Source organism: Exiguobacterium sp. SH4S7 (assembly GCF_004336795.1).
Classification (GTDB): Bacteria; Bacillota; Bacilli; order Exiguobacteriales; family Exiguobacteriaceae; genus Exiguobacterium; species Exiguobacterium aurantiacum_A.
Window position 1 is genome coordinate 174,261 of the sequence record NZ_SJUT01000003.1, and the last position, 13,284, is coordinate 187,544.

The 13,284-nt window shown below is 53.9% G+C and carries 14 protein-coding genes; 1 reads left to right on the plus strand and 13 read right to left on the minus strand.

Annotated features, from left to right (window positions below):
* Positions 1 to 5: 5 nt before the first annotated feature.
* The 7 genes from EVJ29_RS07620 to rho form a co-directional block, all read right to left on the minus strand.
* Positions 6 to 1,016 (minus strand): L-threonylcarbamoyladenylate synthase, encoded by a 1,011-nt coding sequence (locus EVJ29_RS07620; protein WP_131504942.1) that lies wholly within the window; start codon positions 1,014 to 1,016, stop codon positions 6 to 8.
* Positions 982 to 1,854: a peptide chain release factor N(5)-glutamine methyltransferase gene (gene prmC / locus EVJ29_RS07625; protein ID WP_131504995.1), complete on the minus strand. Its 873-nt coding sequence runs from the start codon at positions 1,852 to 1,854 to the stop codon at positions 982 to 984. Before prmC ends, EVJ29_RS07620 begins: the two co-directional genes overlap by 35 nt.
* On the minus strand, positions 1,854 to 2,924 hold the full coding sequence (prfA, locus tag EVJ29_RS07630; protein WP_070328198.1) for a peptide chain release factor 1: 1,071 nt from the start codon (positions 2,922 to 2,924) through the stop codon (positions 1,854 to 1,856). Before prfA ends, prmC begins: the two co-directional genes overlap by 1 nt.
* 112 nt (positions 2,925 to 3,036) lie before the next feature.
* Positions 3,037 to 3,648 carry a thymidine kinase gene (locus EVJ29_RS07635; RefSeq protein ID WP_070328199.1) on the minus strand — a complete coding sequence of 204 codons (612 nt, stop codon included), beginning with the start codon at positions 3,646 to 3,648 and terminating at the stop codon, positions 3,037 to 3,039.
* Positions 3,649 to 3,764: 116 nt separating this feature from the next.
* Positions 3,765 to 4,988 carry a cation:proton antiporter gene (locus EVJ29_RS07640; protein WP_070328200.1) on the minus strand — a complete coding sequence of 408 codons (1,224 nt, stop codon included), beginning with the start codon at positions 4,986 to 4,988 and terminating at the stop codon, positions 3,765 to 3,767.
* A gap of 99 nt (positions 4,989 to 5,087) precedes the next feature.
* Positions 5,088 to 5,330 carry a type B 50S ribosomal protein L31 gene (locus tag EVJ29_RS07645; protein WP_021066109.1) on the minus strand — a complete coding sequence of 81 codons (243 nt, stop codon included), beginning with the start codon at positions 5,328 to 5,330 and terminating at the stop codon, positions 5,088 to 5,090.
* 82 nt (positions 5,331 to 5,412) lie between these two features.
* A complete protein-coding gene (gene rho, locus EVJ29_RS07650) occupies positions 5,413 to 6,753 on the minus strand; it encodes a transcription termination factor Rho (protein WP_070328201.1) in 1,341 nt (446 codons plus the stop codon).
* A gap of 378 nt (positions 6,754 to 7,131) precedes the next feature.
* On the opposite strand from rho, the gene EVJ29_RS07655 reads away from it, so the two are divergent.
* Complete coding sequence (locus EVJ29_RS07655; protein ID WP_070328202.1) at positions 7,132 to 7,827, plus strand: C40 family peptidase; 696 nt, start codon at positions 7,132 to 7,134, stop codon at positions 7,825 to 7,827.
* Between the two features lie 47 nt (positions 7,828 to 7,874).
* On the opposite strand, the gene EVJ29_RS07660 is transcribed toward EVJ29_RS07655, so the two are convergent.
* From EVJ29_RS07660 to fsa, 6 genes are all read right to left on the minus strand, one after another.
* A complete protein-coding gene (locus tag EVJ29_RS07660) occupies positions 7,875 to 8,360 on the minus strand; it encodes a DUF421 domain-containing protein (RefSeq protein ID WP_070328203.1) in 486 nt (161 codons plus the stop codon).
* Positions 8,361 to 8,416: 56 nt separating this feature from the next.
* Positions 8,417 to 9,187: an ABC transporter permease gene (locus EVJ29_RS07665; protein ID WP_070328204.1), complete on the minus strand. Its 771-nt coding sequence runs from the start codon at positions 9,185 to 9,187 to the stop codon at positions 8,417 to 8,419.
* Entirely contained in the window at positions 9,177 to 10,103 is a 927-nt protein-coding gene (locus EVJ29_RS07670; RefSeq protein WP_131504943.1) for an ATP-binding cassette domain-containing protein, read from the minus strand. The genes EVJ29_RS07665 and EVJ29_RS07670 overlap by 11 nt, the downstream gene beginning before the upstream one ends.
* 100 nt (positions 10,104 to 10,203) lie before the next feature.
* Complete coding sequence (gene glpX / locus EVJ29_RS07675; RefSeq protein WP_070328206.1) at positions 10,204 to 11,172, minus strand: class II fructose-bisphosphatase; 969 nt, start codon at positions 11,170 to 11,172, stop codon at positions 10,204 to 10,206.
* Between the two features lie 17 nt (positions 11,173 to 11,189).
* On the minus strand, positions 11,190 to 12,443 hold the full coding sequence (gene murA, locus EVJ29_RS07680) for a UDP-N-acetylglucosamine 1-carboxyvinyltransferase (RefSeq protein WP_070328207.1): 1,254 nt from the start codon (positions 12,441 to 12,443) through the stop codon (positions 11,190 to 11,192).
* A gap of 26 nt (positions 12,444 to 12,469) precedes the next feature.
* Positions 12,470 to 13,120 (minus strand): fructose-6-phosphate aldolase, encoded by a 651-nt coding sequence (fsa, locus tag EVJ29_RS07685; protein WP_070328208.1) that lies wholly within the window; start codon positions 13,118 to 13,120, stop codon positions 12,470 to 12,472.
* Positions 13,121 to 13,284 lie beyond the last annotated feature (164 nt).

Here is a 13,284-nt window from a genome sequence, read left to right on the forward strand (position 1 = left end):
TGTCCTTAAGCCTCTTCCTCTAGACGGATGACCTTCCCGCCTGCCGCTTTATACAAGCGATTATATACGGCAAGAGCGACTCCCGTCGGTTCAATCCGATTCACGTAAATCTCTTCTACATCTGTCTCATCGAATTTGCGCAACGCCTCGTAAAGTCGCTGGGCCGCCATCTCCATCGTGTCACCGAGAGAAAGCGTGACGTCAGCCGGGGTCGTTGCTTCATCAAATACGAGCGCGCCGATCCGTTTGCCCGCCGCCTGCCGCATCGTGATGGCACGGACGAGATCATCGCGTCCGCCATCGACTAAATACAAAGGTGCAGTCGGGGCATAGTGGGTGTACTTCATTCCTGGTGATCTGGGCGCGGCCGCTTCATCGCTCAAATTCGCATCGAGCGCAACTGGCCCGATGACGGCCTCGATCGCTTCTTTCGTCACGCCACCGGGACGCAAAATCGTCACCGGTTCCGTCGTACAGTCGATCACAGTCGACTCGACGCCGATGCCTGTCGGTCCCCCATCCATAATACCCGCGATCCGACCGGTCAAATCATCGGCTACGTGCTGTGCCGATGTCGGTGACGGTCGTCCTGAACGGTTCGCACTCGGCGCCGCGAGACCGAGACCGGACGTGCGGATGAGTTCGAGTGCGGCCGGATGGTCCGGCATGCGGAGGCCGATCGAGTCGAGCCCGGCCGTCACGAGTGACGACGCTCGACCGTTCGACGGTAAGATGATCGTCAAGGCACCGGGCCAAAACGCTTCCATCAAGCGTTTGGCTACCGGCGGGATGGTTTGCGCGAAATGTTCGGCCTGTTCGACCGTAGCCACGTGGACGATGAGCGGGTTGTCCGATGGTCTTCCTTTCGCCTCGAAAATCTTACGGATGGCGATATCGTTCGTCGCATCCCCGGCGAGGCCGTACACCGTCTCTGTCGGAATCGCGATCACCTCGCCCATCTTCAAGAGACGAACCCCTTCCTCAACTTCTGTTGGCTTGATCCATTTCGTTTCCATGCGCAATCCCTTCCCTCACGGCGTAGACAATTCGGTCTTTACCGTTTATATCTTTTAAAATACCCGTTTCTGCTTCAGGATAACGTTCGGACAGGTACGATTTCACAACTTGTCCTTGATTATACCCGATTTCAAACACAATCAATTGCCAATCGGCACGTAGCACGCGTGTTGAGTCCGCGATGATTTTCCGGTAGAACTCGAGACCGTCCGCCCCCCCGAATAATGCGAGATGCGGTTCGTACCCTGCGACCGTCTCATCGAGCAGTTCATCAGCTTCGATGTAAGGCGGATTTGAGACGAGCACCCGAATCGAGTCGTCCGCGACCGGACCGAGGCAATCCCCTTCATGAAACGTCACATCGGCACGAAGCACTTCCGCGTTACGTTTTGCCACCGCAATCGCTTCCCGGGAAATATCGACCGTTTGGACGCGGACACCGAGCTCGAGACTGAGCGTGATGGCGATGGCGCCACTGCCCGTGCCGACGTCGACGATCGCGTCGTCTTCAATCGGTCCGACGTGCTCAACGACCCATTCGATCAACTCTTCGGTCTCCGGTCGCGGGATAAGTACATCCCGGTTCACAGCGAATGACCGACCGTAGAACGGGGCCTGACCAATCAAATGTTGGACCGGCTCACCGGCAAGCAGTCGCTCGAGCCCGGACTCGAACGCAGTTGTTTCGTCGTCCGAGAGTTCTTCGGATAACCGAACGATCAGACCCGTCCGGTCGACGCCGAGCACGTGCATGAGCCACCATTCGGCAGTCGACGGGTCACGACCCGCGTCAACGAGCATGCGTTCCGCTTGTTTCAACCTTGCGGCAATCCGCATCACTCCATACCCTCCATCAAGCCGGCCTGATCTTCCATGACGAGCGCATCAATGATGTCTTCAAGCTCCCCGGCGAGCACCCGGTCGAGTTTTTGAAGCGTGAGGCCGATACGATGGTCGGTCACGCGGCTTTGCGGGAAGTTATACGTCCGGATCCGCTCCGAACGGTCGCCCGTCCCGACGGCCGACTTCCGCTGCGCCGACAGTTCTTCGAGGTGTTCGCGCTGCATCTTGTCGTACAGGCGGGCCCGCAAGACTTTCATCGCCCGATCTTTATTTTTATGCTGTGATTTCTCGTCTTGGCATGACACGACGAGTCCTGACGGGATGTGTGTCAACCGCACGGCCGACTGGGTCGTGTTGACCGATTGACCACCCGGCCCTGACGACGTGAACGTGTCGACGCGGACGTCTTTCATGTCGATGTGCACTTCGACGTCTTCGGCTTCCGGCAAGACCGCGACGGTGGCTGTCGACGTGTGTATCCGTCCACCCGACTCCGTCGACGGGACGCGTTGCACACGGTGTGCCCCATTCTCGAATTTCAGTTTCGAGTAGGCACCGGCACCGTTGATCAAAAACGTCACTTCTTTAAAGCCGCCGAGTTCCGTATAGTTGGCGTCGATCAGCTCGGCTTTCCAGTTTTGACGCTCGGCGAATCGGGTGTACATCTTATACAAGTCGACCGCGAACAGTGCCGCCTCATCACCACCGGCCGCCCCGCGAATCTCGACGATGACGTTCTTGTCGTCGTTCGGGTCTTTTGGGATGAGCAGGACGCGCAGCTTCGCTTCGAGCGCTTTCACAACTGGTTCGAGCAGCGCCATCTCTTCTTTCGCGAGTTCGCGCATATCGGATTCGAGCGTTCGGTCTTCTAACATCGCTTTTGCTTCTTTGTAGGCCGTACTCGTCTCTTTATAGCGTCGATACGCTTGTACCGTCTCCTCGAGTTGAGACTGTTCTTTTGAATATTGACGCAGTTTATTCGAGTCGCTGAGCACTTCCGGGTCAGCGAGCATCTCATTCAATTGCATATATCGTTCTTCTAAAACGCTTAAACGGTCAAACATCATGATCCGTCCTTTCTGTTCACCAAATCGTTCTCTTCATTATACCAAAAAACGAACCGAGCTAGCTCGGTTCGTCGACAAATTGAATACTTAGAGCGAACCGACAAAATCCTCAATCCGCTACTGTATGACGGATCGGGCGTGGTTTGTTCGGGACGTCATGACAATGGCGGCAACGCGGTTCGTACGACTCAGCGGCACCGACTAAGATGACCGGGTCCTCAAAGCGAGCCGGTTCTCCGTTGATCAAGCGCTGCGTCCGAGACGCCGGGGCGCCGCACGACAGACAGATCGCCTGCAGCTTCGTGACGAACTCGGCACGCGACAAGAGCTCCGGCATCATCGTGAACGGTTCGCCACGGAAGTCCATATCGAGTCCGGCGCAGATGACACGTTTGTCTTCTGACGCCAACTGCTCGATGACGTCGACGATCCCCTCGTCAAAGAACTGCACCTCGTCGATGGCGATGACTTGCGTCTCTTCGCGCACCGCATCGTACACATCTTGACTCGTTCGAGTCGGGACGGCCACGACCGAGTTGCCGCTATGGGAGACGACGTTCTCTTCGTGGTAGCGGTCATCGATGGCCGGCTTGAACACTTGGACCGGGATCTTACCGTAGTGCGCCCGACGGACACGGCGGATCAATTCCTCCGACTTCCCAGAAAACATACTGCCACAAATCACTTCTATCCAACCGTAACGGTTCGTCACATGCATCATTCTACTTCGCCCTCTCCATCGTTAATCGCTTTCCGATTATAACCATCTTTCAGTCATAGGAAAAGGGTTGACTTCTAACAAAAATCGGAACGGCATCATCCCGTCCCGATTTCTCTTCACTCTTCCGCTTCTTCTTCTTTTTTATAATCGATCAAGTTCAATTTGCGCGCGAGCGGTCGAATCGTCAGCCCGTGCAACGTCACCGAGGTAAAGACGAGTCCGATCGTGAGCGGTAGCATCTGTGACGCATCCTCAATCCCGAGACCAGCCACTTCCTCCGCGAAAAAACCTGCGACCGTCATCGCGACGATGCCGCGTGGCGCGATCCAGCCGATGAACCCACGCTCCTTGAGCGGAAGCCCCACACCAAGCGTCGATACATAGATTGCCAGTGGTCGAACGAGAAACAAGATGCCGGCAATCGTCAACAGCAATGGCCACTGGAAGATATTCAATAGTTCTTCACGCGACAGCGACGCCGTCAGCAAGATGAATACGGATGAGATCAGCAAAATCGAGATGTCTTCCTTGAACGACTGCAGTTCCTCGATGATCTGTTCATCGCGAAGTTTCGTGTTCGCCATCGTCATCCCCATCGCCGTCACGGCAAGGAGACCGACTTCATGCATCATAAACTCGCTCAAAGAGAATAAGATCAAGACGGCCGTAAGCGTCACCGAAGCGCGTAAGTACCGCGGAATCTTCTCACCTACGAACCAGCCCATCAAGACGTGACCGAACACGTAACCGAGACCGATACCGACGAGACAAGCTCCCGCAAAGAGCAATTGTACCCACAAGTCCATGCCTTCATAGACGATGTAGCCGATTCGAATCACGAACAGGCCGAGCAACGCACCGACCGGGTCGACAATGATCCCTTCCCACTTTAAGATGGCACCGACCCGATCTTTCAGATGGGCTTGCCTGAGCAACGGGATGACGACCGTCGGGCCGGTGACGACGAATAGCGCTCCCATCGTCCAAGCGACGACCCAATGGAGACCGCCGACGTATTGAATCAACAGCGAAGCCCCAACGAACGACAACGTCACACCCGCTGTCACGATGCGGACGATCGAACGCCGGAATTGGTTGATCTCGCTGAAATGAAGCCCTAAACTACCTTCAAATAATATGATCGCGACCGCAAACGAGATGATCGGGCTGTACAAATTACCGAGCAACTCTCGCGGTTCAAACAAACCAAAGATCGGACCGGCCAACACGCCGGCAACCGTCATGATGATAATCGCCGGAATTTGGTAGCGCCACGCCAACCATTGCGAGACGATCCCGACGCCAACCAACAAGCTGATGCTAATCAATATATACTCCATGGAAGCCCCCTCATGTCAGTCTTCCGTCTCTTTACCCTCGCTTGGACAACAAAAAACCGCCAAGGGCAATCCCTAGGCGGTGTGCATACAACTTGACTATTAACGTTGGTACTTCTTGTTGAAGCGCTCGATACGACCGTCCGCAGATGCGAATTTCTGGCGACCTGTGTAGAACGGGTGCGAATCAGAAGATACATCGACACGGATGAGTGGGTATTCGTTACCATCTTCCATCGTGATCGTTTCGTTAGAGTAACGAGTCGAACCACTGATGAATTTAAACTCAGTCGTTGAGTCCATGAATACGACTTTACGGTATTCTGGGTGGATTCCTTGTTTCATTGCTTTTCAACTCCTTCTGCCCTAAGTATTCTTTCAACCTAGAGAAAGTTCACTAGAATATAATAGCACCCAGTTCACGTATTTACAAGTCCGTTTTCGTTTTTTTCACCGGGCGGCGACTCTTTTTCTTATCGGCCTCGAGCGCCGCAAAAAAGTCGAGATTTGTTTGCGTTTCACGCACACGACGCAAGAACTGATCGACGAAGTCCGGCGACTCGTTCATCGTGCGACGAATCGTCCAAAGTGAGTCGAGCTCATCCTTGCCGAGGAGGAGTTCTTCTTTTCGCGTACCCGAACGACGGATATCGATGGCCGGGAAGATACGGCGTTCCGCGAGCTTCCGGTCGAGATGGAGCTCCATGTTGCCGGTTCCTTTGAACTCTTCATAGATGACGTCATCCATCCGCGAACCGGTATCGATGAGCGCCGTCCCGAGAATCGTCAAACTGCCGCCGTCCTCGATGTTCCGGGCCGCCCCGAAGAATTTCTTCGGTTTGTGGAACGCTGCCGGATCGATCCCGCCCGAGAGCGTACGCCCGCTCGGCGGGACGGACAGGTTATAGGCACGCGTCAACCGAGTGATCGAGTCGAGCAAGATGACGACGTCTTTCTTATGTTCGACGAGGCGCATCGCCCGCTCTAGCACGAGCTCCGAGATGCGAGTGTGATTTTCCGGTGTCTCGTCAAACGTGGAATAGGCGACGTCTGCCCCCGGCACCGAACGTTGGATGTCCGTCACTTCTTCCGGACGTTCGTCGATCAATAGGATGATCAGTTCGACGTTCGGGTGGTTCGTCGTGATTGAATTAGCGACTTCCTTCAATAGAGACGTCTTCCCGGCTTTCGGTGGGGCGACGATCAAACCACGTTGTCCGAAGCCGACCGGTGCGATCATATCCATGACACGGACCGATAGATGGTTCGGCTCCGTCTCGAGCACCATTTGCTTTTCCGGATAGATCGGCGTGAGCGCAGGGAAATAGTCGCGGTTCCGGGTCGAATCGGTCGTTTCCCCGTTGACCGCCTCGACGCTCAAGAGCCCTTGGAAACGTTCATTTTCTTTCGGTTTCCGGACTTTCCCGGTGACGAGATCCCCGTTCCGCAAACTAAAGCGGCGGATCTGTGAAGCGGCGATATAGATGTCTTCGGACGATTGGGAGTAGTTGATCGGTCGGAGGAAACCGAAGCCACCTTCATTTTGTGACTGCGGGTTCGGAGGGATGATCTCAAGGACGCCTTCGAGGAAGTAGAGGTCCTTCGATTCGGCTTGCGATTTTAAGATTCGGAACATGAGTTCACGTTTCCGTGCTTCCCGATATTGAGGCACATTCACTTCTTTTGCGATTTCATACAATTCTTTCAACGTCTTCGTCTCGAGTTCACGAAGCGTATAGTTTTTAGCTGGTTCTGTACTTTGCGTCATAAACGTCACCTGTCTTTCTTGTGATTCTATATTTGAAAAGTAATTGTAAAGTTCTTATTCATCTAATCACAATTCAATCATGCCGTCACTTTATATAAACGGCTACATATCAGTCTATTCCCTTGATTTTTAAAAGTTAACGTCCGGTACTCTTCCTTATGTAACAAAAAGGTCTCTATGCCTCCATATTGTTTCAAATATGTTACAAGAAAACTATTTTTGACTTGTGATTGAAAAATGCCATCGGTCTTACGCATGATATAGTTTATTTGCAGAGGAAACCGGGTAACAAACTCGACTTTTGCTCAACTATCGTAAACACACATCGATCATATACACTCACAGGGTTTTATTTTAAAAAACGGAGGGAATTATACTATGTTAAAGCGTTTCGCATCTATCATCGTCGCCGCCACTATCGCTTTCTCGGGTCTTGCATTCACAACAGGTGAACAAGCAGAAGCAGCTACTGGAACATTCGCTTACTCGAAAGTCAACGGCTTGAACATTCGGACATCAGCATCACTCAGCTCGTCAGTCGTTACGAAGATGAATAAAGGTCAACGCTATACATACCTCGGTAAAGTTGGCTCGTTCTACAAGATCAACTACAAAGGGACTCACCGTTACATCTCAGCGTCATCGACTTACACGTACTTGAAAGCAAACACAGCAACGGCTACTAAAGTGACAACGACTTCTTCTTCAAGCGCTCGTACGAAACTTGTCGCCGAGTCGAAGAAATACCTTGGCACACCGTACCGTTACGGCGGAACGACAACAGCTGGATTTGACTGCTCTGGTTACACAGGACATGTTTACAAGAAAGCGATCAACAAGTCAATCCCACGTGATTCACGCTCACAATACTCAAGCTCGAAAAAATTGTCGAAGTCAGCGATTCAAGCAGGCGACCTCGTATTCTTCTCACATAACGGCGGCACGATCCAACACGTCGGTATGGCAATCAGCAAGACACAAATGATCAACTCAGAAACAGGCGGCGTTAAATACGCGAGCTTCACATCAGGTTACTGGGCACCACGTTACGTCGGTGCTGGAACGTACCTCTAATTCAATAAAACCTCAAACGACTCGGTTCAGCGGAACCGAGTCGTTTTTTATTTACGAACATTTTGCAAAACGGCTTCCGTGCTCGTCAACACCGAGAACGTCCCGTCTGTCTCAAGGACGACCGCCTCGACTTTATCGTGAGCGGTCCCGCTCGAGCGGATGGCTTGGAGCACTTCGATCTCGAGCACGCGTTCTTTACGCATCTCCGCTTCTAAGTAACTCCCCCGATAATATAGCATCGTCGGTGTCGATTTGATCAGCTCGTTCACTCGTTTTGACCGATTGGCCAGCTTCGCCATGACGTATTGCAACGCGACGAGCGTGGCAAAAGCGACGAGCCCATTCAGTAGCGGTGTCTGTCGGCTCGTGAGCGTCGTCGCTAAGATCGAACCGAGCGCAACGGTCACGATAAAATCGAATGCGTTCATTTTCGAGAGCGTCCGTTTTCCTGATACACGTAATATGAAAATGATCGAGAAGTAAGCCCCGATCCCTGTCAAGATGATTTGCACCATCGTTTTGAGTTGATCCATCGTCTCCCCCCTTTTCTGTTTTTGAACAATCACTTCGAAAGCGTACTCGTCGTTCATCATTTTTGTTTCAAGGCACCCCGCGCGTTCGTCGCCGCGAAGACGACCATGATGACACTCATCCCTCCAGCCACGGCAAGGCCGGCCGACAAAGCGCCCCAGTCAATCGTCGGTTGGGTCAACACGGCCCGCATCCCTTCAAAGATATACGTCGTCGGATTGAACGTCGCCGCCACTTTGAGCCATTCCGCCTCGATCAACTCTTTCGGGACGAACGTCGTCGACAAGAAGATGAGCGGGAAGAAGAGAAGTGTCCCGGCCTGTGCGGCTTGGGCGTTCCGTGTCTTCAAGGCGACCCCGACCGAATATCCGGCAAAAGCGAGTCCGAATCCGAGAGCGAGCAAAACCGTGAACAAGAAGCCGACCACACCGACCGGAATCGATAACCCGAGTAAGAACGCGACGGCAAAGATAAGCAACGTTTGAACGAACAGTTGCAACATCCCGGCAATCATCGGTCCGAGCACGATGGCAGTCCGCGTCGAAGGTGTGAGCAGCAACCGGGCGAAATAGCCGCTCTCGATGTCACGCACTAACGCTTGGCCGGCACCCCCGGCCCCGCCGACAGCACCTGAGACGATCGATACCGGCAAGATGAAATTCAAGTAGTCGCCGCCGCCGAACTGCGGCAATGCGGCCACACTCGACAGCCCGCTCGTATAGACGAGCAAGAAAAAGACAGAAATCATCAAGTTCGGGATAAATGAAAATGGGTTGCGGATCGTCGTCATTAGACTCCGCTTTGTAAACAACCACGTTTCAGTCCACACTCGGCACACCTCCTTCGTACGATTCGCCCGTCACTTTCAAGAATACGTCGTCAAGTGACGGCTGTTTCACCGTGAGCCGCTCCGGCTGTAACGCCTGCTCATCGAGTTTCCGGACGACGTCGGTCAACGTGTAGTCGCGAAGTTCGAAGACGAGGCTCGGTCCGGTCGCGGCTTGTCCGAACAGCTCAGCGGCGGCTCGTGCTTCTGCATCGGTATGAAACACTAGAGAAATCGACTCGCCTCCGACGGTCTGCTTCAATTCTTCTGCTGTCCCTTCGACGACAATCTTACCGTGATGGATGATGGCGATGCGATCGGCCAGCTCGTCCGCCTCCTCTAAATATTGGGTCGTCAAAAAGATGGTCGTCCCGAACTCTTGATTGAGACGCCGTACCTCTTTCCAAATCTCGATTCGACTCGCCGGGTCGAGCCCGGTCGTCGGTTCATCTAAAAACAGTACGATCGGACGATGGACGAGCGTGAGCGCCAAATCAAGCCGACGCCGCATCCCGCCGGAATACGTGCCACTCTTTCGGTCAGCCGCATCCGCGAGTGAGACGACCGACAGCAGTTCCTCGGCCCGTGCTTCTGCTTCACGTTTCGTCATTTTGAACAGCCGACCTTGAAGGACGAGCAATTCCCGGCCGGTCAACACTTTATCGATGCCCGTCTCCTGGAGGGCGACACCGATGGATAACCGGACGTCCTTCTCCCGCTTGACGATATCAAACCCGTTCACGCGCGCCGACCCGCTCGTCGGTCGAATGAGTGTCGTCAACATCTGTATAGCCGTCGATTTCCCGGCCCCGTTCGGACCAAGGAACGCAAAGATTTCTCCTTGTTTTACTGAAAACGATATTCCGTCGACGGCCGGAACATCCCCGAACGTCTTGACGAGTGACTCTACTTCGATCATCGACCCCACCTCCTGCCTTACTCATTCCCGTTCTATTCATATTTTAAATATGAAAGAACGCATCAAAAAAGCTGCAGAGAGAATCTGCAGCTCGAGAGAATTAAGGTTTCATGACCATTTTCGGTTTTTTCTTCAATGAATGAATCCCTTCGACGAAACGGACCGTACCCGATTTGGCGCGCATGACGACCGAGTGTGTCTGACCGCCCTGACCCGTGAATTGGACACCACGGAGCAGTTCACCGTCTGTCACACCCGTCGCCGCGAAGATACAATCCTCGCCTTTGACGAGATCGTCAAGAAGCAGGATGCGTCCCGTGTCAGCGATGCCCATATCTTGGCATCGTTTTTCCTGGGCCGCGTCTTCCGGCAACAACCGTCCCTGGAAGTCACCACCGAGGCACTTCATGGCGACGGCTGCGATGACGCCTTCCGGCGCCCCGCCCGAGCCTAGCAAGAGATCGACACCGGTTTTCGGGAACGCCGTGTTGATGGCCGCCGCGACATCGCCGTCCGGAATCAACTTGATACGAGCTCCCGTTGCCCGGACTCGTTGAATCATCTCTTCATGACGGTCACGGTGCAAAATCGTGACGACGACGTCTTCGACGTTCTTGCCCTTCGCCTTGGCGACGATCGCGATGTTTTCTTCGATCGAGTTGTCGAGGCTGATCAGTCCCGCCGCTTCTGGACCGACCGCAATCTTATCCATATACATGTCTGGCGCGTGAAGGAGATCACCTGCGTCCGCGACCGCGAGCACCGCGAGCGCGCCCCATGTTCCCGTCGCGACGATGCTCGTCCCTTCGAGCGGATCGACGGCGACGTCGAGGCGTGAGCCGTAACCGTTCCCGACTTTCTCGCCGATGTAGAGCATCGGTGCCTCGTCCATCTCACCTTCCCCGATGACGACGATCCCTTTCATCGGAATCGTATCGAACACTTCGCGCATCGCTGTTGTGGCTGCGTCGTCCGCTTGTTCTTTCAAGCCTTTCCCCATCCAGCGGGCCGAAGACAGCGCTGCCGCTTCTGTGACCCGGACCAATTCCATTGATAAACTACGTTCCACCCGAATTCTCCCCTTTGTTACTCGGACATCTCATCGACCCAGACGAGGGCGCCGAGTTGTTTTAGTTTGCCGACGAAGTCGACGTACGAGTCGTTCAGACGTTCCGCATAGAGAACCGTCGACTCTCCCGTTGCCTGCAAACCGGCCAAGACGAGTGCCGCGGCGCTCCGCGCATCGGCAGACTCCATCTCAGCGTTCGCAAGCGTCGTCCCGCCACGAATGACGGCCGACGAATCTTCAAGCGTGATTTGCGCGTTCATCCGCCGCATTTCGGCGATATGACGGAAACGTTGGACGTATAGCTTATCCGTCACGACGCTCGTCCCGTTCGCTTTCAACAAAGCGGCTGACATGATCGGTTGCAAATCGGTCGGATAACCCGAGTAGTGGAAGACGCGAATATCAATCGGCTCAAAAGCTTTCGCCCGAACCGTGATCGCTTCTTCCCCGACCTCGACTTCAGCACCGTAATCAACTAATTTTTGGATGACCCCTTCTAAATGGGTCGGAATAACGTTTCGAACCGTCACTTCCCCTGCAACCGCACCGTAAATCATAAACGTTCCGGCTTCAAGGCGGTCTGGTATGAGCGTATGTGTACAGCCGTGCAAGCGTTCGACTCCTTTAATTCGAATCTCATCAGTCCCGGCGCCGATGACGTATGCGCCCATCGATGTCAGCATCGTCGCGACGTCGACGACTTCCGGATCAGTCGCGGCGTTTTCAATGACGGTCGTCCCTTCGGCAAGGACCGCGGCGAGCATCGCGCTCACCGTCGCCCCGAATGAGCGAAGGTCGAGGTAGATCCGATTGCCGGCCAACTTGTCGGCGTTGACGTGATAGAGACCCGACTCGTTCTCGACTTTGATGCCGAGACGTTCTAGCGCTTTTAAATGTAAATCGATCGGTCGTGGACCAATCGCATATCCCCCTGGTAATCCAACGGCCCCTTTCCCAAAACGAGCTGCGAACACACCAAGTAAGTAGACAGCGGCCCGGACTTTCCGAGTTTCTGAGCCGAGCAGCGGCATGGCGACGGCATCTTTTGCATGAAGCGTCATCCGCTCCCCGTCCCGCTCGATTGTCACCCCGAGTTCTTGTAATAGGCTGAGCATCACTTCAACATCTTCGATGACGGGGACGTTCTCGATTGTCACCGGTTCTTCGGTAAGAAGTGCTGCGACGAGACAAGGCAAGGCACTCTGTTTGGCGCCACTAATGTCAACTGTTCCTTCAAGTTTCTGCTGTCCAACGATATGGAGAATTTCCACGATGATCAAACCTTTCTACGACGAACTTATTTGGATTGAGCGTTATTCCAATCCGCTAAGAACTGCTCAATCCCTTTGTCAGTGAGCGGATGATTCATCATCTGTTCGATGACTTTGTACGGTACCGTGGCGATATTAGCACCAAGCAGGGCTGCTTTCGTCACGTGGACCGGATGGCGAACGGACGCGGCGATGATTTCCGTATCGATGCCATGGATGGCAAAGATATTCGCAATCGTCTCGACGAGGTCGAGACCATCGTGACCGATGTCGTCAAGGCGTCCGATGAACGGCGAGACGTATGACGCACCCGCCCGAGCTGCTAAGAGCGCTTGGTTGGCGTTAAAGATGAGCGTCACGTTCGTCTTAATGCCGAGCTTCGAAAGCTCATTGACAGCGATCATACCGGCTGCTGTCATTGGCACCTTAACTGTAATATTCGGCGCGATCGCCGCGAGTTCCTTTCCTTCTTTGACCATACCCTCTGCGTCGAGTGCAATAACTTCCGCACTGACTGAAAGGTCCCCGACGACCTCACAAATCTCACGGAGCCGCGTATGGAAATCGACGCCTTCTTTCGCGACGAGCGACGGATTCGTCGTCACGCCCCCGATGACGCCCATTTGGTGGGCTTTCTTGATGTCTTCCACATTTGCCGTGTCAATGAAAAAACGCATGTACATGTCCTCCTCGAATCGGATTGTAATCGCTTACTCTCTTATTATGAGGAAATCGACACGGAATTGCTATACCCTTTACGTCAGCGCGGCGATGCCGAGCATCGAAGCGGCAAGCAAGATCATCCCGGCGAGCGTCCCGACGGCCCATGACTTCCTATAAT